The sequence below is a fragment of the Micromonospora sp. Llam0 genome, from assembly GCF_003751085.1.
In the GTDB taxonomy this organism is placed as follows: domain Bacteria; phylum Actinomycetota; class Actinomycetes; order Mycobacteriales; family Micromonosporaceae; genus Micromonospora_E.
The window spans coordinates 4185715-4206446 of sequence record NZ_RJJY01000001.1; the positions used below are offsets into that span (position 1 = coordinate 4185715).

21 protein-coding genes and 2 tRNA genes are annotated in these 20732 nt (G+C 67.6%); 5 read left to right on the forward strand and 18 right to left on the reverse strand.

Features of this window, described 5'->3' with window-relative positions; all coding sequences use genetic code 11:
- Nucleotides 1–9 precede the first annotated feature (9 nt).
- From EDC02_RS18295 to EDC02_RS18305, 3 genes are all read right to left on the reverse strand, one after another.
- Nucleotides 10–654: a ClpP family protease gene (locus EDC02_RS18295; RefSeq protein WP_123603015.1), complete on the reverse strand. Its 645-nt coding sequence runs from the start codon at nucleotides 652–654 to the stop codon at nucleotides 10–12.
- A gap of 214 nt (nucleotides 655–868) precedes the next feature.
- Nucleotides 869–2215: a trigger factor gene (gene tig / locus EDC02_RS18300; RefSeq protein WP_123603016.1), complete on the reverse strand. Its 1347-nt coding sequence runs from the start codon at nucleotides 2213–2215 to the stop codon at nucleotides 869–871.
- Nucleotides 2216–2381: 166 nt separating this feature from the next.
- A tRNA-Pro gene (locus tag EDC02_RS18305) sits at nucleotides 2382–2455 on the reverse strand.
- Nucleotides 2456–2611: 156 nt separating this feature from the next.
- On the opposite strand from EDC02_RS18305, the gene EDC02_RS18310 reads away from it, so the two are divergent.
- Nucleotides 2612–2685, forward strand: a tRNA-Gly gene (locus tag EDC02_RS18310).
- Nucleotides 2686–2739: 54 nt separating this feature from the next.
- Here the strand turns inward: EDC02_RS18310 and EDC02_RS18315 are convergent.
- The 11 genes from EDC02_RS18315 to EDC02_RS18360 form a co-directional block, all read right to left on the reverse strand.
- Entirely contained in the window at nucleotides 2740–3957 is a 1218-nt protein-coding gene (locus EDC02_RS18315) for a site-specific integrase (protein WP_123603017.1), read from the reverse strand.
- Nucleotides 3957–4175 carry a helix-turn-helix domain-containing protein gene (locus EDC02_RS18320; RefSeq protein ID WP_123603018.1) on the reverse strand — a complete coding sequence of 73 codons (219 nt, stop codon included), beginning with the start codon at nucleotides 4173–4175 and terminating at the stop codon, nucleotides 3957–3959. Before EDC02_RS18320 ends, EDC02_RS18315 begins: the two co-directional genes overlap by 1 nt.
- Nucleotides 4176–4195: 20 nt before the next feature.
- Entirely contained in the window at nucleotides 4196–5932 is a 1737-nt protein-coding gene (locus tag EDC02_RS18325) for a replication initiator (protein WP_123604912.1), read from the reverse strand.
- 104 nt (nucleotides 5933–6036) lie between these two features.
- Complete coding sequence (locus tag EDC02_RS18330; protein WP_123603019.1) at nucleotides 6037–6693, reverse strand: DUF2637 domain-containing protein; 657 nt, start codon at nucleotides 6691–6693, stop codon at nucleotides 6037–6039.
- On the reverse strand, nucleotides 6690–8150 hold the full coding sequence (locus EDC02_RS18335) for an FtsK/SpoIIIE domain-containing protein (protein ID WP_123603020.1): 1461 nt from the start codon (nucleotides 8148–8150) through the stop codon (nucleotides 6690–6692). Before EDC02_RS18335 ends, EDC02_RS18330 begins: the two co-directional genes overlap by 4 nt.
- A gap of 222 nt (nucleotides 8151–8372) precedes the next feature.
- Nucleotides 8373–8603: a hypothetical protein gene (locus tag EDC02_RS18340; protein ID WP_148083507.1), complete on the reverse strand. Its 231-nt coding sequence runs from the start codon at nucleotides 8601–8603 to the stop codon at nucleotides 8373–8375.
- A complete protein-coding gene (locus EDC02_RS42385) occupies nucleotides 8596–8721 on the reverse strand; it encodes a hypothetical protein (protein WP_255500437.1) in 126 nt (41 codons plus the stop codon). The genes EDC02_RS18340 and EDC02_RS42385 overlap by 8 nt, the downstream gene beginning before the upstream one ends.
- Nucleotides 8722–8821: 100 nt before the next feature.
- On the reverse strand, nucleotides 8822–9247 hold the full coding sequence (locus tag EDC02_RS18345) for a hypothetical protein (protein WP_123603022.1): 426 nt from the start codon (nucleotides 9245–9247) through the stop codon (nucleotides 8822–8824).
- 136 nt (nucleotides 9248–9383) lie between these two features.
- Nucleotides 9384–10115, reverse strand: coding sequence for a GntR family transcriptional regulator (locus tag EDC02_RS18350; RefSeq protein WP_123603023.1), 732 nt, complete (start codon nucleotides 10113–10115; stop codon nucleotides 9384–9386).
- Between the two features lie 277 nt (nucleotides 10116–10392).
- A complete protein-coding gene (locus EDC02_RS18355; RefSeq protein WP_199757671.1) occupies nucleotides 10393–10632 on the reverse strand; it encodes a hypothetical protein in 240 nt (79 codons plus the stop codon).
- Entirely contained in the window at nucleotides 10601–10933 is a 333-nt protein-coding gene (locus EDC02_RS18360; RefSeq protein WP_123603024.1) for a hypothetical protein, read from the reverse strand. The genes EDC02_RS18355 and EDC02_RS18360 overlap by 32 nt, the downstream gene beginning before the upstream one ends.
- Before the next feature lie 668 nt (nucleotides 10934–11601).
- Here EDC02_RS18360 and EDC02_RS18365 point away from each other — a divergent pair.
- From EDC02_RS18365 to EDC02_RS39600, 3 genes are all read left to right on the forward strand, one after another.
- A complete protein-coding gene (locus EDC02_RS18365) occupies nucleotides 11602–12921 on the forward strand; it encodes a hypothetical protein (RefSeq protein ID WP_199757672.1) in 1320 nt (439 codons plus the stop codon).
- Nucleotides 12922–12936: 15 nt separating this feature from the next.
- On the forward strand, nucleotides 12937–13488 hold the full coding sequence (locus tag EDC02_RS18370; protein ID WP_123603025.1) for a GNAT family N-acetyltransferase: 552 nt from the start codon (nucleotides 12937–12939) through the stop codon (nucleotides 13486–13488).
- Nucleotides 13489–13562: 74 nt separating this feature from the next.
- Entirely contained in the window at nucleotides 13563–13916 is a 354-nt protein-coding gene (locus EDC02_RS39600; RefSeq protein WP_148083508.1) for a hypothetical protein, read from the forward strand.
- Nucleotides 13917–14147: 231 nt separating this feature from the next.
- Here the strand turns inward: EDC02_RS39600 and EDC02_RS18375 are convergent, their stop codons facing one another.
- The 3 genes from EDC02_RS18375 to EDC02_RS18385 all read right to left on the reverse strand — a co-directional run bounded on the left by EDC02_RS18375 (nucleotide 14148) and on the right by EDC02_RS18385 (nucleotide 17848).
- On the reverse strand, nucleotides 14148–15029 hold the full coding sequence (locus tag EDC02_RS18375; protein ID WP_123603026.1) for a DNA adenine methylase: 882 nt from the start codon (nucleotides 15027–15029) through the stop codon (nucleotides 14148–14150).
- Complete coding sequence (locus EDC02_RS18380; RefSeq protein ID WP_123603027.1) at nucleotides 15026–16579, reverse strand: hypothetical protein; 1554 nt, start codon at nucleotides 16577–16579, stop codon at nucleotides 15026–15028. Before EDC02_RS18380 ends, EDC02_RS18375 begins: the two co-directional genes overlap by 4 nt.
- 651 nt (nucleotides 16580–17230) lie before the next feature.
- Nucleotides 17231–17848: a hypothetical protein gene (locus EDC02_RS18385; RefSeq protein WP_123603028.1), complete on the reverse strand. Its 618-nt coding sequence runs from the start codon at nucleotides 17846–17848 to the stop codon at nucleotides 17231–17233.
- 556 nt (nucleotides 17849–18404) lie between these two features.
- On the opposite strand from EDC02_RS18385, the gene EDC02_RS18390 reads away from it, so the two are divergent.
- On the forward strand, nucleotides 18405–18992 hold the full coding sequence (locus EDC02_RS18390) for a hypothetical protein (protein WP_123604914.1): 588 nt from the start codon (nucleotides 18405–18407) through the stop codon (nucleotides 18990–18992).
- A gap of 78 nt (nucleotides 18993–19070) precedes the next feature.
- On the opposite strand, the gene EDC02_RS18395 is transcribed toward EDC02_RS18390, so the two are convergent.
- Entirely contained in the window at nucleotides 19071–20612 is a 1542-nt protein-coding gene (locus EDC02_RS18395) for a hypothetical protein (RefSeq protein ID WP_123603029.1), read from the reverse strand.
- Nucleotides 20613–20732: the final 120 nt, after the last annotated feature.

A 20732-nucleotide genomic window follows, 5' to 3' on the forward strand; every position in this document is an offset into this window, starting at 1 on the left:
TCGCCTTCCTCAGTTGCGGGTGCCAGCGCCGGTCGGGACCTGCGTGGCTCCAGTGATCACCCGGTCGATGAAACCGTAGTCGAGCGCCTCGGCGGCAGTGAACCAGCGGTCACGGTCCGAGTCCGCCTCGATCTGCGCCGGCTCCTGCCCGGTGTGGAACGCCACCCGCTCCTGGAACATCCGCTTGGTGTAGAGCATCTGCTCGGCCTGGATGGCGATGTCGGAGGCGGTGCCGCCCATCCCGCCGGACGGCTGGTGCATCATGATCCGCGCGTGTGGCAGGGCGTACCGCTTGCCCGGCGCACCGGCGCAGAGCAGCAACTGGCCCATGGACGCGGCCATGCCCATCGCGATGGTGGCCACGTCGTTGCTGACGTACTGCATGGTGTCGTAGATCGCCATGCCCGAGTAGACCGACCCGCCCGGCGAGTTGATGTACAGGTTGATGTCCCGGTCCGGGTCCTCGGCGGCCAGCAGCAGCAGCTGGGCGCAGATCCGGTTGGCCACCTGGTCGGTCACCTCGCTGCCCAGGAAGATGATCCGTTCCTTGAGTAGCCGGTTGAAGACCGTGTCGTCGAGGTTGCCACTGAGTGAGTCACCGCCGCGGGCCTCGCTCACCCGGATGGGCATAGCTGGGATGTGCAGATCGGTCATGGCAGCCCTTCGCTCTCCGTGCGTCGTTAAGCCCGACATTAACCGTTGCGAACGGGCCGGGCGCCGTTCTCAGGGTGCTGTTCGCTCACAGCGCAGGGGGCCGCGACACGTGGTGCAGCGGTCACCCCGGTTGAGCAGGCGGCTGGTCCGCAACGACGAACGGGCCATCGGCCGGGCATGGTCATCCCGGCCGACAGCCCGCAGTCGGTCACCCTCAGTGCTCGTGGTCGTGCTCGGCTTCGTTGGCTTCCCGGATGGCATCCATGCTGATCGGGTTGCCGGCCGCGTCCTTCATCGTGATCCGCTCCATCACCAGGCCGAGTGCCTTGCCCCGGCGGACGTCGCCGTAGACCGCCCCGGCCGCACCGGACCGGGCCAGCTGGTCGTAGTACTGCTGAGGCGCCATCCCCGCCCGCTGGGCGCGATGCACGATCTCGTGGCCGAACTCGTCATCGGAGACCTGGACCTCCTCGGCGTCGGCGAGGGTGTCCAGCAGCAGCTGGATCTTGACCGCCTTGCCGGCCGCATCGGTCAGCTCCGCGTCGATGTCGGACTCGGACTTCTCCTCGGAGCCGAGGTAGTCCTCCCATGAGGCCCCGATCCGCTCCAGCTGGTCGGTCATCGCCTGCTTGCGGTGCTCGACCTCCTCGCGGACCACGCCGTCGGGTGCCGGCACGTCAGCCGCCTCGACCAACTGGTCGAGGGCCTTGTCCCGGGCGGCGTAGATCTGCTCGACCCGCTTGACCCGCTCGACCTTCTGCCGCAGGTCGTTGCGCAGGTCCTCCAGGGTGTCGAACTCGCTGGCCAGCTGGGCGAACGCGTCGTCCAGCTCCGGCAGCTCCTTCTCCTTGACGGTACGCACGGTCACCGCGACGTCCGCGTCCCGGCCGGCGTAGTCGCCGCCGACCAGTTGGGTGACGAAGCTGGTCGCCGCGCCGGCGGCCAGCCCGACCAGCACCTCGTCCAGGCCGGGCAGCAACTGCTTGCTGCCGACCTCGTGGGAGAGGTTGGACGCCGAACCGCCCGGCACCTCCTCGCCGTCAACGGTCGCGGCCAGATCGATCTGGACGTAGTCGCCCTCCTGGGCCGGACGCTCGACCGTCTTGAGGGTGGCGAACCGCTCACGCAGCCCGCCGATCTGGTCCTCGATCTCCTTCTCGTCGATCTGCAGCTCGTCGACGGTGACCTCGATGGTGCTGAGATCCGGCAGGCTCAGCTGCGGACGTACGTCCATCTCCGCGGTGAACTTCAGCGCCTCACCGTCGGTGAAGTCGGTGATCTCCACCTCCGGCCGGCCGAGCGTCTTCACCTCGTGCTCGCGGACGGCGGCCAGGATGTTCTGCGGGATCGCCTCCTGGACGGCCTCGTTGAGCACCGCGCCCCGGCCGATCCGCTGGTCGATCACGGCCGCCGGCACCTTGCCCTTACGGAAGCCGGGGATGGTGACCTGCTGGGCGATCTCCCGGTACGCCTTCCGCAGGCTCGGTTCGAGCTCGACGAACGGCACCTCGATGGCGAGCCGGACCCGAGTCGGGCTCAAGGTCTCGACGGTGCTCTTCACAGGCGTACTCCTTGATGCATGTCAGTCTTGTCCGGTCGTCGCTGTCGGCTCCGGGCACCTGCTCGAGGCAGCCACCCCCGCCGCGTGGCATGGCACAGCCCATCGAGTGTAGGCCTGCCGGCAGGCCGGATCGTTCTCGCCCGGTGCCCGAGCCGGCGGGTGACAGTCGGGGTGGCGGGATTTGAACCCACGGCCCCTCGCTCCCAAAGCGAGTGCGCTACCAAGCTGCGCCACACCCCGTGGCACCGGCCAGTCTATGCGGTCGGCAATCCGCCGCGCCGCCCGGTATCCCGCCGGCTGTCGGATCAACCCGCCGCGCTGGCCGGCGGGACCCCCGTGCGGCAGACCCACGACAACTTGTACGCTAGACGGCGCGCCCTGCCCGCCAGGGCGCACGCGGGCGTAGCTCAATGGTAGAGCCTCAGTCTTCCAAACTGATTACGCGAGTTCGATTCTCGTCGCCCGCTCCACTTGCTCCGCCGCAGGTCACTGGTGGTTTCTCTGGCCGGTGACCACTTCTCCGGTCAGCCCTTGTCGATCTTGCGTGCCATCCGCGTGCCATTGGCCCCGGCCGGGCCGTCAGCCGTGCCGTCCGGAGCGCTCGCCTGACGGCCCGCAGGGCGCGGCAGCCCGGCGGTGATCACCCGGTCCATGCCGGCCGCGATCTCCCGATCCCGCTCGCTGTTGGCGTGCTGGTAGATCAGTGCCGCCCGCATGCTGGCGTGCCCCATCCGGGACATCAGGTCACGGGTACTCGCACCCGTCGCCGCCGCCAGGTTGTTACCGGTGTGCCGCAGGTCGTGAAAGTGGAAGCCGGCCGGCATCCCGGCCGCCGCCAGTGCCTTCGACCACCGGACCGCCCGCCGGAAGTTGCCGGAACGCAGCACCGCACCCTTGTCACCGGTGAACACCAGCGCTTCCGGATCGTCGTCGACGAACGCGGCCAGGTGGTCGACGAGCGCCGACCGGGCCGCCGCCGGCAGCGCCACGACCCGGTTACCGGCTTGCGACTTCGGCGGGCCGAACGCCAACCCGCCGCTACGCAGCACGGCGAGCTTGCGCGGTACGCGGATCGTGCCCGCGTCGGTGTCGACGTCGCATCGGCGCAACGCGGCCAGTTCGCCCCAACGCAGCCCCGAGAACGCGGCGACGATGATCAACGCCGAGAACCGGGCCGGCATCGCTTCCGCGAGCGCGAAGACCTGGGCGACGGTCGCCACCGGCCGCTCTGGCGTGTGATAGCGGTCATAGCCGGGGATGCGGCAGGGGTTCTGCCGGATCAGCTCGTCTTCCTTCATCGCCGTGTTGAGCACGGCCCGCAGCAGTGAGTACGCCTTGACCGCTTGCGGCTCGGAGACGCCGTTGCCGAGCAGCCGGGCACGCCAGTCCCGGATGGTCGCCGGCTTGATCGTGCCGAGTACGAGAGTGCCGAGGTACGGCCGGACGTACAGCCGGAACAGGTCCTCGTAGTTCTCCCGCGTACGCGGCTGAAGTCGACGTTGCGCGATCCAGCGCGAGCCGTACTCGCTGAGCGTGATCTGACCCGCCTCCGGTGCGTTCCACTCGCCACGGATGATCTCTGACTCGACGACGGTCAGCCACTTCGCTGCCTGCGGCTCGGTCGGGAACGTGTCGGGCGCCTTCCGCTCGACGCCGTCCGGGCCGAAGTACCGGGCCTGGTACCGCCCGGACGGCAACTTGCGGATGCTGCCGAACCGACGCCGGCCGGGCTTGTTCGCCATCAGGCCACCTCACCCAGGTAGTGACGCAGGTTCGCGCGGGTCAGCGGCGCGATCCGGTTCCGTTCGACGTACGCGGCCACAGCGGATTCCTCGAAGCGGACCAGGCGGCCCACCTTCACGTACTCGATCCGGCGGTCAGCGACCAGCCGGCGCACGAATCGCGGTGTTGCCCGGAGGCGAGCGGCGACCTCATCAGGGGTCAACAGCCCGTCTGCCATCCATGTCCTCCCGTTCATGATCAAGCTGCCAAGGTCAGGGGTTGAGTCGTTGCCGAGACAGCGCCGGTGGCGCGTTGTCGGGCGTTGGTGAGGGTGGTGCGCCAGCGGATGCGTTCGGAGACGGCGCGCAGGATGCGGTGTTGCAGGGGTGGGACGTCGGGGTCGTCGGGTCGGGCGAGTTCGAACCGGTAGCGGTCCGGGTTGTCGACCTGCCCGTCTGCCTGCCCGCCGTCGCTGTTGTCGGTGGCGGCCTGGTCGTCGGTGTCGGCGAGGTTGCCGGCGAGGATGGCGCGGACCCAGGCCCGGTTGTCGGCGCGGTGGTCGGCCAGGGTTTTGCCGGACCACTGCCGGGAGACGAGCACTCGGCGGCCGGTGAAGCCGAGCGTCGCCCGTTGGTGGACCTTGCCGGTGCAGCGGCCGGGGGTGAGGCCGGGTTTGGCCTTGTCGGGTTGGACGCCGTAGAGCAGCCAGTTGGCGCAGGTCGGCGAGCACGGGAGTACCGACAGTTCGGCGTGGAGCCGGTCGAAGTGCGCCTTCTGGGGGTCGGAGCGTGGTCGGGCCTGGTCGGTCAGGTCCTTGGTGACGTACTTCGTGACGTAGCGGATGGAGCGTTCCGCGTCGCGGGTGCCCTGGTCGATACCGCGCGCGTCGATCCGACCCAGCCGGGCGACATAGGCGGGTGGGGTGCCGGGTTCCTCCAGCTCATCGAGGGCTTCGCCCCAGGTGGGTAGCGGCTGGCGGGTTTTGGGGTCGATGTACGCCTGTTGGTCGACGTCCCACAGCGGTGGTGTGTCGACGCGGTAGACGGGTTGGTCGTAGCGTGGCCACCACACCTGGTGGTAGGTGGCGGCGGCGATCTGCTTGAGCAGCTTGCGTGGCAGGGTGCCCCGGATGGCGAAGTGTGCGTGTGGGGCGAGTCGGCGTTGCAGCTCGACTGCTCCGGCGTACTGGACGTTCCAGCCCGCTGCCCGGCGCAGGTTCTGCCACCACCGGTCCAGGACCCGTGCGAAGTGGATCGAGTCGAGAGCGGCGCGTCGGTAGTCGTAGCTGGCCGGGTCCACCGGGGTGCTGAGTACCGGGTCGTGTGGTTGGTGGCGTTGCCCGCATTCGCACGGCACGACGTAGCCGCCGCGCCGGAAGTGTGAGTGCACCGGGCCGTGGCTGTCGAGGGTGAGTGTGAGCAGCATCGACGGCCGATACGTTTTGCCCTGCCGGCCGGTGTAGGCGCGGCCGACCGTGCGCGGGTCGACGGGCAGCCGGGGCAGGTCGGGGGTGTCCTGGCGGCGGCGGGTCGACCGGCGACGTCGAGGCCGCTCGTCCCGCTCGGTCGGGGTGAGCTTGCCGCGTAGGTTCGATTCCGCCAACGCCTCATCAACCTCGACGATCGCCGCGTCCAGGTCCGCGACCTGCGCCGCCCGCGCATCCGGGTGCATCGGCTCGTAGGCCAGGGCGTGACGTTCGAATTCGAGGTGCGCCCGCAGCCGGACCAGCGACAGGACGTCCTCACCCGGCTTGTCCGGGCGGACGGCCGGTTCGTCGGCCAGGTGCCAGCCTTCCCGGATCTGCTGAATGCGTAGCCGTCGGCCGCGTTCCGCGCACGGCTTGCACTTCGCGGCCAGGGTCGCCCCGCAGGGCACTTCGACGACATCGGTACGGCCGGTCACGGTGTCGGTGCGGCGCAGCACCACCGGCCGCACGCACACCTGATGCTGCTCGGCCAGCTGCCGTAGCGCGTCTTTGGCCAGGGGTTGACGCATCCGGGCCGCCCGCGACCCCGGACGCGGCACCACTGACAGCGGCGATGCGTTGTCCGGGATCGCGGCGCCCACGCCCGCCGCAGTGGCTACGGGTTCGGGGTGAGTCACTGGTCAGCCTCCACACCGGTCACCGCAGAGCCGTTGCGGGTCGGGAACCCCGCCACCGGTACCGGCACCACACCCCGCCGCACACCGGGGACGACCGGCCGGACCGGTTCGACCATCGAGCGCGGCTGGTCGACGGGCCGGGCAGCCGGGACGGGAACGACCGGCGCAGCGTGGTCGGTGTCGACCTGGTCGACGGCAGCAGCCGGCCGCTGGTTGCCCGGCTGGTCGACACCGGCCGGGGCGGGGGTGGCGGGTTTGGTGGACAGGACGAGCTTTGACAGGCCGAGGAACGCCAGCGCCGGCACCGCCGACAGCAGCCAGCCCGAGATACCCGGCTTGGCCACCGCGAGTTGTGCTGCCAGGGACAGGCAGACCGCGCAGACGAGCAGGAACATCGGATAGCCGACCGGCCCACCGGTACGACGCCGCCGCCGGATCGTCAGCAACGCAGCGAGGGGGATCAGTTCGCTGATCGCGGCGTTGGCCCAGCCGAACCACTCCCCCGTACCCGCCGGGGAGTTGTCCATCGTCCAGTCGTGGACGTGGGTGAACGACGCCGCCCCGGCCAGGCCACCGACGACGAGCAGGATCAGCACCAGGACGACGCCTTCCGCCCGCTCCGCGCGGGTCGGACCACCAGTCGACGGCGTCATGCGATCACCCCCGGCACGCCACCAGCGCCGTTGTCCGTGCCGTTGTCGGTGTCGGTGTCGTCGAGATGCCGGTACGCCTGGCCCAGGCCGCGAATGTCGTCGTCGGACAGGTAGGCGAACCGGACCCGGACGGGTTCCCGGACACCGTCGAGGACGACATAGCCGACCCCCGGCAGCGTCTCCGGAACCCGGTCACACACCGCACCCCGGTCACGGGCACCGTCGCCCAGGACCATGTCAGCCTGCTCCGGCTCGGTCATCCGCAACGCGATCCGGGTCGGGAACAAATCCCGGAACGGCAGCACGTCCTTACGCGGGTCCTGCAACGCCGCCACCACATGCACACCCACCGCCCGGCCCTGCGACAACAACAGACCCAGCGCCTCTTTGATGCGGTCGCGGACCTTGCGGTCAGTCAGATAGGCGGTCAACGCCGCCAACTCGTCGACCACCACCACGATCAACGGCTCATCCCGACTCGGCGTGTGCTGACGGGTCACCCCACGAAGCCGGTCCGCCCGCACCCGCATGCGTTTCACGGCCTCTTCCAGGACACCGGCCATGGTGTCCGGGTCCTGGTAGCAGAACCCGGCGAACAACGGCAGCCCCGCCGCCAACTCCATGCCGCCCTTCGGGTCGAACACCCACAGCTCCACCAACCCGGAACGGACGCCGCCGGCCAACGCGGAGATCAGCGACCAAATCACCGAGCCTTTGCCGGAGTTCGTAGCCCCCGCCACCAGCACATGCGACCCCGTCAGCCGCAGCCGATACGGCTCCCCGCCCTCCTGAACGCCCAGCGGCAGGCCGGCAAGATCAGGCACGGCCGGGACCGGCAGCGGCGCCACCACGCCGGCGAGCGGATCCCGGCGGGTGAACCGCACCGCCACCAGATCCGGCCGCACACACGCCGACGCCCGCGCTTCGCGCTGGTGGAAACCGTGCGCCAACCGGTCCGCGATACGCGCCCAGTCATCCGGCACCTGACCCGGCAGCATCCGCACCGTCACCGTGTCCCCGAACCGATCCGAGACGACCCGGACCAGACGCGGCACGTAGCGGACCCCGTCGAAGATGACTGCCAGTCCGCAGGTGGCGGTGACCGCGACCCAGCGACGCCGGTACACCCACAACCGACGCCACCGGGCCACGAACGGGTACCAGCCGAACCGCCACCACGACCCCGGATGCAGCCGCCACCACACCACACCCGCTGTGGCGAGGCCTGCGACGACGGCGGCCAGGACCAGCGGACCGTACTCCAGATGCACCCACGCCACAGCGACGGCCGGGCCGGAGATCCACCAGTAGCGGACCGCCAACACCGTCAGCCGGACCAGGCCACGGGCCAGCCACCACAGCAGGAGCAGCCAGCCCGGCAACCGCCACGACGGCAGCCGCACATTCATCGGCGCGACCGGGACCTTCTCCCCCGGAATGATGTTGATCAACGGCATGACGTCGTCACCGCCCCGACCAACGGACCGGACGACCCAGCGTCGCCATACAGGTCCGGCACGCCATATGCAGCGAATCGAACCGACGCGGACGCACCCACCGCCCACAACGCGGACACCGGATCTCATCCACCAACGCCGGCAGATCCCGCAGCCCCATCACCCGGCGGGCCACCGCCAGCCAGGACCACAACACACCAGCGAGCAGACGACGACGGAACCTCACGCCGACCACCCCCGCCGGATGCGGTTGGCCTGCTCACGGGCGATCTCCGCCAGATCCGACGCCTCACCGGCGACATCCGGCGACGACGACTCAGCCGCAGCCCGGTTGAACAGGTCCGCCTTGCGGTCGTACCAGGCGGCCCGCTCCTCGTCGGACGCCTGCCAGGTCGGCCGGCTGTTCAGCAGCTCCGCCAGCTCAGCGGCGAACGATCGCGTTCCGTCAGCCACGGTCGTCACCGCCCGCCGGCTGGTCGAGGAAGACGACGAGCGCGCAGGCGTCGCAATACCGCCGTGGCTCGCGGCGGTCCGGCCTGATCAGGGCAAGGTTCATTAGCATGGGCGTCACAGCCCTGCCCCCTTTCACGAGGGGTTGAAGGGATGGGAGCGCGGGACGGGCCGGGACTCTTGGCGGGGAATCGGCCCGCCCCGCGTGAGAGATGGAGCGGTCAGGCAGCGGCGGGAGCGTGGGCCGAGGCCGGCTGCATGCCGGTGGCCCGCAGGGAGTACGCCATCCGCGCCCGGCACTGACCCGAGGCCCGGCACCGGTGCGAATCCACGTACGGGGTCAGGGTCAGCCCGTCGAACTCCACCGCCGGCGGATACCCCGGCACCGTCGACGACGGCGGCACCGGACGCTGCCCGGCAACGATCTTCACCTTGACCTCAGTGGACCGACCGAACTTGCCCGCCTCAGCGTCCAGATCCAACACACGGACCACCCAGACCCGCTCACCGGTCTCCTTGTCCCGCGCCTGGTTGTCCGCCTCGCCACGCCGGTCGAAGTCGACCTGAGCATCGACACCGAGGAACAGCGCACCGGCGGGGAACACGTACTCGAACGGGACCGGGACCTTGATCGACGCAGGAACCACAGCAGATACCTCCGAGGGGATGAGAAACCGACCCAACAAGCCGGCAAGTTGACTTGTTAAGTAGATCGAAGATAACTCCCGCCAACTCGACTTGTCAAGTGATCCAGTGAGCGCGACGTCTCACGCTCTACTATGGTCAGTCGAGGGGGTAGACGTCTTCCAGGTCGTGACGGGAAGCGGGAAACAGCACGTCGACCGCGAGCAGTGGGGTTGCCGTGCGGTCGCAGATGGACAACAGCGCGGTTACCACCGGGTCGGTCGGGCTGACTTTCAGCAGGGACGCTTCGTCGGCGCGGGGCAGCCGGGCCGAGATCCGCTCGGCGACGTGATCGAACTTGACGCCCTTGCGTGCCGTCAGGTGCCGCAGCAGCCCATCGGACAGCGAAGCCGTTCCGCCCACGTCCGTGCCCGCAGCGAGATCAACGGGAAGGTACGCGGTGGCCAGCTCCACCGGCCCCAGGTCGTCGACCGTGACCAGTCGACGACGTGCGACGACCGGCGTTCCCGGTTCGATATCGAGCGCGGACGCCGCCCGAGGCGGCGCAGGGATGACCTCAGCCGCCAGGACGGTCGAGCCGGCCGGTTCCGGCTGGTCGAGTACGGCGTACCGCTCACGGGCCGCTCTGGTCGACGCACCGCCGGGACGGCCGATGACGAACCGGCCCTTGCCCTGACGGGACTCGATCCACCCGTCCTGACGCAACATGTCCAGCGCCCGCACGACGACCGGACGGGACGCGCCGAACTCCCGTACCAGCTCGGTTTCACTCGGAAGCATCGCACCGGGCGGGTAGGTGCCGTCGCCGATGCGCTGCTGCATCGCGTTGACGATCACCACGTACTTGGGTTGCGCGACTTCGATCGGCACCCAACCCACCCCCAAGACGACAACTCAGCTTGTCAAGAGGCTATCCAGGTAGGTAATGATCTGTCCATCACCGCCGGGTGCCTCACATCCGGCCATTCGGCCATCGTCGCGGCAGGTGACCATGCCGGCCGAACACCCGCAGCGCGGTCCGCCGCCGATCGCAGCCGAACACGCCGCACCCCGGACACCGACCATCACGGCCAAGTCCGGGGTGCCGGTCGAGCAGCCATTGCGCCGCCCGAAGCTGGTCGCGGACGGACGCCGGTCGCACCATCGGTCAGCGCGGCCCGGGTGCCAGCAGTGCCGCCCGCGCCATCACCAACGCGTGATCACCCCACGTGCCGTCACGGTTGAGCTTGACGCCTTCCAGCCAGATCCACTCGTCACTCTCCGGCCGGTTGGTGATCAGCCGTACGCCGGTCAGCCGCATCACGACCGGCCCGTCCGCCGGCCGGTACCGATCCCTGGGTTGTAGCCGGATCGTGTCACCGAGCTTGACCCGGATATCGAACGCCACGGTTGCCCTCCATCCTCGCCACCACCGGCGACGGTCCCGCCGCCGGTCTCCTCACCTGTTTCGCCGGCCGCCGGTTCCGGCTGGACAGCAGGCGCAGCCCGTCCCGCTGGACGAACACCTCACGCCGCTCGACCGCATCGCCGTGCCGGTCCAGGACATAGCCGGTCAGCCAGCACCAGCCCTCATACGTCGGTTTCCGGCACACCGCCGTCACCCGCAGAATCACCGCCCGGCTACCGGCGAACTGCACCGACGCCCGCCCGGCGATGTGCACCACGTCCCCGACCTCCGGATCCACCATCGACCTGTCTCCCCCGATCACAGATTGGATGGGCGCCGAGCCGAGCGGGGATCAGCAGTCCCCGGCAGCCCGTGTCGTTCTGCCGGTCGGGCGAGGAACCGCCTACCCGGCACCCGGCCCGGCGCCCTGTCTGAGTCACCTGGTGGCCGGAGCGCTCCCAGGTGTGCCGCTGCCGGTCGTGCCCTGCCCGCCGCAGTCCGGACAGGTCCGCCGCTGCAACCGATGCGGATCGCCCGGAGCCCGCAGCGCCCGACGCGGAGAAGCCAGCTTCCAGCCCCGCCCCTCACACGCCGGACACCCCGAGCCGGCCGACCCGGACGGCGCAGGATCCGGTGTGCCCGCGTCGGACTGGCAGCGCACGATCGGGACCCGGCCCCCGGCGAACGCCGCCGCGCCGACACCCACCAGCCGAGGCGCGATCAACAGCCCGCCGCCGGTCGGGCAGACCGCACCCGCTCCCGTCCGAGATAGCCTCACGTCATCAGGCGTAGCAATCCGTAGCCGGTTCACGACAAGAATCGTGTACCGGTCTAACAGGACAGATCGAGGACCCGGCCCGGCACATCAGACGGACCTCAACAGGACCGCATCAGGACCTGTCTTGCCGTCCGGACATCAACCGGACCAGCCTTGACAGCAGAGCCCCACCGTCCAGGAAGGCACACCGGATGGCACCACCACGGCGCGAACCCCGAACTGTGCTGGAGTACCTCATCCAGCACAGCGACCGCACCTACGAAGAACTCGCCGACGAGTTCACCCGCCACGACCCACACGCCGTGATCAGCGCCCGCCACCTCGCCCGCCTCGCCCGAGGCGAACGCGACCTCACCGGCGCCAACCCCGCCACCCGCCGCGCCCTGCAAGCCAGGTTCGGCCGCCCCGTCGACGAACTCCAACGCCCCTGGACCGGCAACCACCCCGTACCGCCCGCGCAGCGCACCCCGATCACCCCTCAGCCGCTGCTGCCCGGCACCGGAACTGAAAGGAACCTGCTCGCCATGGCCGCCGACCGCGCCCGCCGCTACGCCCTGCTCGCCGCCGAAGCCACCACCCCCGCCGCCATCACCAGCCTCGCCGAAGACGTGCAACGCCTCGCCCTGGCCTACCCGCAGCAGCCCGTCAGCCACCTCATCGGCGACCTCACCGAAACCCAGGACACCCTGTTCACCCTCCTGGAACGCCGCCAACCCCCCGCCCAATCACGAGACCTGCACTTCCTCGCCGGCATCACCAGCGGCCTACTCGCCAAGGTCTCCCACGACCTGGCCGACCCGCACTCAGCGATGCTGCAAGCCCGCACCGCGGTGCTCTGCGCCGACCAGGCCGGACACCCCGGACTGCAAGCCTGGCTCCGCGGCCTCCAATCGTTGGTCGCCTACTGGGCCGGCCGCTACGCCGAAGCCGTCCGCTACGCCAACACCGGCACCCACTACGCCCAGCAGACCGGCGGCACCACCTCCGTGTGGCTCCCGATCAGCGCCGCCCGCGCCTACGCCGCCCTCGGCAACGCCGAACAGGCCAAGGCCGCCATCACCGAAGCCGAACAGGCATGGACCCGCGTCCAACCCGACGAGATGGACGAGATGGGCGGCATCTGCACCTTCTCCCACCCGCGCACCCTCTACTACGCCGCCGACGCCCTCGCCTGGCTACCCGAGGAAGCCGCCACCGCTGAGGAGTACGCCGCACAGGCCGTCGCCGCCTACGCCGACCCCCACGACCCCGCATGGGCCTTCGGCGACCAGGCCGGCAGCCACGCCGACCTCGCCATCGCCCGCGTCGCCGGCCGGGACCTCGACGCCGCCGCCGACGCCATCGCGCCCGTGCTGGAGCTACCCGCCGAACAGCGCATCAACGGCATCATCCACTCCGTCCGCCGCGTGCACCAGGCCATCACCCGCTCCGGATACGCCACCGAAGCCCGCGACCTGGTCGACGGCATCGAACACTTCACCCACACCCCCGCCAACGCCCTCCCCCGGTAAGGCACCATCAGCGGCATGGACCCGATCCGCCTCACCGGCAGACTCGTCGACCTGCGCGACTTCCGCACCAGCGACATCCCCGACGCGGTCGGCATCGTCGGAGACGAGCGAGTCACCCGCTGGCTGTCCTTCGACGCCCGCGACCAGGACCAGACCGCCGCGATGATCGAAGGCGCGATCAGCCGGGCGCAGGCCGAGCCGCGCACCGAGTACTACCTAGCCGTCGTCGACAAGCAGGACCGCATGATCGGGTTCGGCCGCCTCGGACTCAGCGGCGTGCAGGCCGCCAAACTCGGCTACGCCATCCACGCCGACCACTGGGGCCACGGTTACGCCACCGACGCCGCCCATACCCTCATCACCTACGGTTTCGGCCCACTCCGGCTACACCGCATCACCGCCGCCATCGGACCCGACAACGCCGCATCCGTCGCCGTCGTCAAGCGCCTCGGGATGACCTACGAAGGCCGCCTACGCGACCACGTGCACACCAGCGGCGCATGGCGAGACTCCCTGCTCTACTCCATCCTCGCCCCAGAGTGGACAGCGCAGGCAGACCAGCCGTAACACCGGTCGGGCAAGAGGACCAGGACCAGCGGCCGCAAGATCACCCGCAGTCCCCACGCCGGTACCATCACGGCATGCGAGACGACCCCACCCCGGACCCTCACCCGGACCCCGAACGCCTCGCTGCCCACGCCGCCGCCATCCGCGCCGCAGCCGCCGAACTTCTCACCCGCGTGCACGACTGGCGCAACTCCCCACACTGGCAGGACACCCCGACCGACCAACACCGCTACCGCACCACGGTCGACGCCTGCGCGCAGCTCGACGCGCTACCCGACCCCACTACGCCTGCCCAGCTCGCCTCTATCGCCGCCACCATCCAGCCCGTATGCGCAGTCTGGCTACCCAGCCGCCCAGGACCCCAACAGGCAATCCACGCCGCCGCAGAACGCCTCGCCGTGATAGTCGGTTCCAACGACATTGGGTGACACACCGGCACCGATGGAGGGCCTCTGCCGCGATGCAAGCGGAGTCGGGCCACATCCACCTACGCTCGATGCCGCTATAACCTATCCAGCCTCACTCGTACGGTCTTAAACCTCCAAGCTTCACATATTTGGCGACCCAGAAGAAGGCTGCCTTCCCACCACTACGGCCAATCCAGGCCGAATACCTTTCCGCAGGTAGGACGGGTCGATGGCAGCCGTGACTACGAGAGTTTACAGCAACCGATCCTCGCCGATCACCAAAGCGTCGGAGTAGACCATGATTTCCTTGGCTTTCATAACGCGATGCGCCGAGTAGTTTAGCGAGATCTCCTCGGACCGACGGCCGCCGTACAAATTCGACACTTGGGGCACATTATCGTAGGTTAGCAGCCACAGTCGGTCTTTCAGTCCGTTCAAACACTCGGCGAGCGCTTTATGGTCGTCGCTTGTAAACGAGTTGAGATACAAGGACCCAGCCTTCTCAAAATAGGGAGGGTCAGCGTACACCAGCACCTTGGAATCGTCGATATACCTCCTAATCAGAGCAATGCCGTCCATATTATGGACCGCGATACGCTTACTGTACATTCCAATCAGGCGCACGCGCTCGATCAGCCCATCCTTGTTGAAGCGCGCGTCAATCTTGTAATTACCCGATTGATCCATCCCGCCAATGGGCCCACCGTTCAGCACACCAGATCGATTCGTTCTATTCAAGTAGAAGGTCGCGAACCCCAGACTTAGGTAGTCGTCACGAGGAGCGTTGAGATACAGATCACGCTGCCTTTCCCATTCGGCGACACTGAGCCGCGCCCCACGGATCATCTGGGAAAATTCCGACGGCGCATCTACGAGCCCCTTCCAGAAAGCAAATATTGCCGGATCGAGGTCATTGATAATGATATCGTTGACCTGTCCGGTCACCAACAAACCCAAGGCTGCGCCGGCACCACCTGCATACGGCTCGATGTAGGTCCCAGAGGTGAGCCCGTTATATCGAATAAGCGCCCGTAGGCGAGCGTAGAGGGACGCTTTTCCACCTGGGTAACGCAAGGGCGAGATAGAGGGCCGCTTCAAGCGACTCGGGTTCGTTCTGAAGGCATCGATGGTCATGTCAGGATAGCTTTCAGTAGACCTCGCATCGCATCCCAGCAATCTCGCACATCAGAGGTAGTCGCGAAGATCTCATGATTATGGTTGATTGCATTCATGTGATCGGCGGAAACTAGGTAGTCGGAAGCCACCTTTCCCGCTCTAATCTTGACCACAACCTGCCGCAGCGCAGTCGGCCCGTTCTCCTGAAAGTGCTTTTCTAGCCAGATAAGGCACTCTCCTAACTGCACGAACCTTACAGAGCTCTTGGCATCGCCACCTCCCTTCGCGTTAGCAGCGTTAAGACTAGCCCTAATGTCTACCTTCATTGAGTCTGCATATGCCTTGATCGACTTCTCAAGGAATGTCCGAATGAGATCCAGCGTTGCATTCGGGAACTTGTCTGTTCGCAGGTTCGACAGCTCATTAAATATCTGATGTATGGCAGGAGGGCGGTCTGCAGAAACGGTGATGTCTTCTGTATCAAGGTAGTTGCGCTGCCTCTTTGAGGGCTTCTCGGCGGTCGACTGATCAGCTTTACCAGACTCGCGGTTATCTTGTTTCTGCGGATCGCTCAGGGAAGCACCGGTCGCCGGTCTATGTGCGTCGCCCGATCTTCTATCTGACGGCTTACCGCCCCACCCCGAGTGAGATGATCTGGTATCATCTGCTGGCTCAGGACCTGCTTCGCGATCTTCGACAGCATCGTCATTCATGATGTCTCTGATCTCATCCATAAGCCGCTTATAGGCGCTACTGCTGGTGGAGTTCAGCGAGCGCGTGTCTAGATCCTTCTTGTAGATCCCATCCACGATCTTTTCAGCAACTAGTGCGAATCGCTTCGGCCCCGTTTCCAGTTTAACTGTTCCGTCGGAACTATTGACCCTAACTCCAATCAAGTCCAAGAATTTCTCGTTATCGTAGAGGCGAGCAAGGGTCGACACCGGAAATCGACGAGCGCGAACGAAATCCTTCAAGGCAGGATTTTCATAGCTGGCCGCCCTGAACAGATTAAGAATCTGGCTCCGCGTGATAAATTTTTTGACATCGATTGTCGGATATAGCCTAAAGAGATCCTCTGCCGACTTGCCGGCGTCAATTTGAGCCTGAAAGAACGCCGCCTGCCGTGCTGGCGACCATCTGACTCGCTGATTACCCGTATGAAGAGCAGCGATCAGCTGATCTGCATCAGCCTGCGATGGGGCCCTCTTCACCTCAACATGTCGCAGAGAATCCCTGAATTCGAACCCCTCAAGCAACTTATTGATTCGCGCTTGATGACTCGGGGCGAGAAACGGGTTCTGAATCGCTTTGAGGGCTGCGATTCGCCGATTTCCCTCAACCACGAACAACTCTCGCCCGCGCTTAAGAACGATCGGCACATCATGCGTCAAAATTCCGATTTTTACAATGCTGTCGATAAGAGCGAAGGCCTTTTCATTCACGAACAGGTCGTTAATGATATCCGACTCGGGAGCATCTGCAGCCAGATCGAGACGCACGTTGAGCGGATCCAGCCTCAGCTCAAGCACATCAACCTTCAGCACCTCCCATGTAGACATGTCGATCATTACGCCTCCTCGGCACGGCGGCTATAGAGCCAGGACATACAAGATGTGACCTTGTCGACACCGTAGTGGATCTGGGTCGCGCGAACAACCGTCGTTATGGTGCTTCTACAGAGAAGCTAACCAACTCTGCTACCCATTGCCCACCTGCCCTACTGCCCTACGCACTGCCGAGACCTTCTCTTCTGGATCAAGGGGCCGCGCGAGCGCGGCCCGCTCGCGCTCGGCCTGCTGGCGGCCTCCGGCCGGCATCGGCCGGCGCGGCGCGCACTGGTGGCTTCCGGCCGTGACGATCGCGGAGGTGGTTGGCTGCCGTCGAGGGTAGGGCGATCGACTGCCGCGCCGCTTCGCGGCTTGCCACCGGCCAACGTGGTCCAGGTCGCGGAGAACCGCCGGCACGGCAAGCCGCCCCGGCCCGAAGGCCGGGGCGGGAAGCCGTACGACGCCGGTCGGCCGCGCCCTGGCCGCCGTGCCATCCGCGTGCCATAAGCAGGTGCCGTAGGCGGTCACCAGCGGGCACGAGCGGACACCACCACCGGCACCGTGACCAGGGCGACCAGCAAGATCACGTCCGAGGTGGGCGATCTTCCAAACTGATTACGCGAGTTCGATTCTCGTCGCCCGCTCCACTTGCTCCGCCGCAGGTCAGCGGCGCTATTTCCCTTCCGGTACGCCGTCGGCGGTCAGCGCGCCCTGCCCCGGCGCGGCTGGAAGGAAGACGTGGGTGTGCCCGTTGCCGGCGTCGACGTTGAGCACGTCTAGTTGCGTCGCGGCGACCGACCAGGTGGTGACCGCGATGTCCCGCTGACGGCCGGCGAGCTCCAGCAGAGTTCCACGGGCATCCTGTGGAAGGGCCAGCGCCGCCGCGTACGTGTCGACTGCGGCGTCGAGCGCCCGTACCGCCGCAGCCAGGCCGGAACGGGCGATGTTGACGCCGGTGCCGCCGGACGGCGGGTTGGCGAAGTCCTCGACCACGTCCCTGGTGATGCCCCGCCACCCTTCGACGTCTGACTGGGGAGCTGCCGGACCGGGCGGTTGGCCCGCCGGCACCGCACCGGCCAGCCCGTCGAGCACTGGCAAGAGGCTCTCCTGCGTACGGCGGGCAAGTGAGGTCAGCTCCACGATCTGCGTCGCGTTCCGCTCCTCCTCTTGCGCCTGCAGTTGTGCGACCCGGTCGTCGGCCGGTGCGGAGTCACCTGTGTCAGTGGAGTCGCCTGCGGTCACGGCTCCGATCGGCGCAGCGAGTAGTGCGCCCAGCGCGAATGCGATCACCAGTGGAGCCAGGCGACGTACCAACGGCGTCCCCGGCGGGGCTGCCCGGGTAGCCGGCCGGGCGGACGATCTGGCGGAGTCACGGGCGCTGCGGCTTCGGCGATCTGCCGGCATGGTGGAGCCTCTCCGCTGCTGGTGACGGGTGGGGTCACGCGTTGGCTCGCCGAAGGCCGCTGCGTCTTGCAAGGTGGGCCCGGCACCGGCCCGCCGAGGCTGGCACCAAGGTTGAAACCACTTTAACGGACCAGCCGACCACACCGGGGGTGCCGACGTGTCGACGCCGCTGGCTGGCAGCACGGGAGCGCCGCCCCGGTTTGATGCCACAGGTGCATCTTGATGCACCTGTGGCATCAAACCGGGAAAGCAGACCCGGTCGGGAATCGTCGACGGGCCGGCGTGGTTGTACATGGTCACGGCGCGCAGCAGCGCACCCGCGCCCGCGCCCGACTCCGTACCACCCGGATGACCGTTTACCGCGCACCCACCCGCCCGTGACGGGTGTGCCCCCTCGGAAACGGAAGGTGGACCCCCCATGACCACGATCATCACCCGTACCCTGCGCACCAGCCTGCGCAACACCGCCCTGGGCATCGCCGGTCTGACCCTGGCCGGCGGCGCGATCGCCGCCCCCGCCCTGGCCGCCGACCACGCCCCCACCGCCCTGGCCGCACCCGTGTCCGCCGCCGCCGCCAGCGGCGTCGACACCGGCAAGCTGACCCCGCACGGTGTGCGGGGCGAGCAGTCCCGGATCACCCTGTCCGGCGAGCAGACCGACAACGTCAAGGGCATCATCGCCGCCACGAAGAAGGCCGGCATGGACGAGCGGGCCGCCGTGGTCGCCATCGCCACCGCCCTGCAGGAGTCCAAGCTGGAGAACCTCGGCCACCTCGGGGACCGCAACGACCACGACTCGCAGGGCCTGTTCCAGCAGCGCCCCTCCTCCGGCTGGGGCACGGTCGAGCAGATCACCGACGTGGAGTACTCCACCACCGCGTTCCTCGACGCCCTGAAGCAGGTCGACGGCTGGCAGGACATGCCGCTGACCGAGGCCGCCCAGGCGGTGCAGGTGTCGGCGTACCCGGACCACTACGCCCAGTGGGAGACCCAGGCCGCCGAACTCGTCGCCCAGCACTGGAACAGCTGACCCGAACACCAGAAGCCCAAGTCGAAGGGCCGGACCCCGTACCCGGGGTCCGGCCCTCGACGTACATCCCAAGTCGGATCAGTCGAACCGTACGGTTATCTCGATGTCCAGCCAGTCTGGCAGGTCACCGGCGGTTCCGACGCACGCGAGGAAGCTGAGCGGCTGCCCGCTCGAGAATCGTGGTTGTGGCTGGCCGAAGATGTCCCGGATCTGATCCGGGGTGGACGACTCCCCCTCGTCCAGTGCAACCACGGCAGCGGGGTTGTTGCACTCCGCTGTCGAACGACCGGCCTTGACGAAGAGAACCGTCCGGTCCACCAGCCCGATCCGGGGAACCTCTATCCCGACGAGTCGCCCCGGTGACACGATGCCGAAGGCTGGGAACTGGCCGAGATACGGTACAAAGCCCTCCCAGATGATCTGCCGCTGCAGTCGTACGGTCCTGGTCTGTGGCCCCGGCGGTTCACTTGGCGCGTCGACGTAGCTGGCGAGCTCGTTGATGTTGGTGTTGTCGTAGTAGTAGACCCGCGGATCGGAGCCGGCCACGAGGAACGCCTCGATCGTGCCGCCGCCACCCCAGGTGGGAGCGTCGGCGCTGTCGGTGACGTCCTGGTAGTGCCAGCCGCCGTCGTAGTAGGCGTACTCGTAGATGTGTCCGGTGTATGTGCCCTTCGAGTAGACCCGCGCGTCGCCACCGCTGCCCATCGGGAAGCCGGCCAGTCCAGCGGACTCCGGGCGGACAGCCCCCACGTCTTCGGTGAGATCTCGGTGGTGCCAGCGACCCTGCCAGTACGACAGTTCGCGCACGTGCTCCGCTGTGTCCATGTAGTAGATCCGGGAATCAGGGCCGCCCACGGTGAAGCCAGCCAGCAGATTGCCGTCCGCTGCCGGGGCGCCGATGTCACGGACGAGATCTCGGTGGTGCCAGCGCCCCTGCCAGTACGACAGCTCGTGCACGTGCCCGTCACGGTCCAGGTGGTAGACCCGGGAGTCGGCACCGCCTGCGGTGAACGCAACGAGTGCGAACAGGGCCGCGTCCGGGACGCCGACATCTGCGGTCAGATCGCGATGGTGCCAGCCCTGTTGCCAGTGGGAGAACTCGCCCACATGCCCGTCGTAGTTCATGTAGTAGACCCGTGGATCAGTGCTGGTCGCCTGGAACGCTGCGATGGCGGCGATGGAACTCGCCGGCGCGCCGGCCTCCGCGGTCAGATCACGATCATGCCAACGGCCCTGGCGGTACGCGAGCTCGTGCACATGGTCGTCGTAGTCATCGTGGTAGACCCGCGGCTCCGTTCCGTTCATTGCGAACCCGGCCAGCCGCCCTCTCCTGACCACTCGGGCGCCTGCGGCGGCGGTGATGTCACGGTGGTGCCAACCGCCCTGGTAGTAGGCAAGCTCATGCACGTGGTGGTCGGCGCCCGGGTAGTAGAGCCGGGGGTCGGTGCCGGTCACCGGAAAGGCGACCAGATCTCCCGCAACGTCCGGGGCGCCGGTTTCATGGGTGAGATCGCGGTAGTGCCAGCTCCTTGCCTGTGCCGCCGAGACGTCCCGCGCCGAGCCGACATGCTCCCGCACCTTGTCCCTGGTCTCGTCCAGAACCTTGTTCCCCAGTTTCACGTCGACCTCCCGAAATACGCCCGTACGCGGATGGGGCCCGCCGGTTTCCTCGGGGGCTACCCACGAACCGCCTGGCTATCCTCGGCAGCCGCAGTAGCTGTCCGGTCCGGACCTCGTTGG

Bases quoted from the DNA above. Each gene is read 5' to 3' on its own strand.
- EDC02_RS39600 (WP_148083508.1), top strand. From the start codon at position 13,563: ATGCGAGACGACCCCACCCCGGACCCTCACCCGGACCCCGAACGCCTC.
- EDC02_RS18315 (WP_123603017.1), bottom strand. From the start codon at position 3,957: ATGGCGAACAAGCCCGGCCGGCGTCGGTTCGGCAGCATCCGCAAGTTG.
- EDC02_RS18375 (WP_123603026.1), bottom strand. From the start codon at position 15,029: ATGACCATCGATGCCTTCAGAACGAACCCGAGTCGCTTGAAGCGGCCC.
- EDC02_RS18360 (WP_123603024.1), bottom strand. From the start codon at position 10,933: ATGGTGGATCCGGAGGTCGGGGACGTGGTGCACATCGCCGGGCGGGCG.
- EDC02_RS18335 (WP_123603020.1), bottom strand. From the start codon at position 8,150: ATGCCGTTGATCAACATCATTCCGGGGGAGAAGGTCCCGGTCGCGCCG.
- EDC02_RS18320 (WP_123603018.1), bottom strand. From the start codon at position 4,175: ATGGCAGACGGGCTGTTGACCCCTGATGAGGTCGCCGCTCGCCTCCGG.
- EDC02_RS18370 (WP_123603025.1), top strand. From the start codon at position 12,937: ATGGACCCGATCCGCCTCACCGGCAGACTCGTCGACCTGCGCGACTTC.
- EDC02_RS18365 (WP_199757672.1), top strand. From the start codon at position 11,602: ATGGCACCACCACGGCGCGAACCCCGAACTGTGCTGGAGTACCTCATC.
- EDC02_RS18325 (WP_123604912.1), bottom strand. From the start codon at position 5,932: ATGCGTCAACCCCTGGCCAAAGACGCGCTACGGCAGCTGGCCGAGCAG.
- EDC02_RS18380 (WP_123603027.1), bottom strand. From the start codon at position 16,579: ATGATCGACATGTCTACATGGGAGGTGCTGAAGGTTGATGTGCTTGAG.
- EDC02_RS18330 (WP_123603019.1), bottom strand. From the start codon at position 6,693: ATGACGCCGTCGACTGGTGGTCCGACCCGCGCGGAGCGGGCGGAAGGC.
- EDC02_RS18295 (WP_123603015.1), bottom strand. From the start codon at position 654: ATGACCGATCTGCACATCCCAGCTATGCCCATCCGGGTGAGCGAGGCC.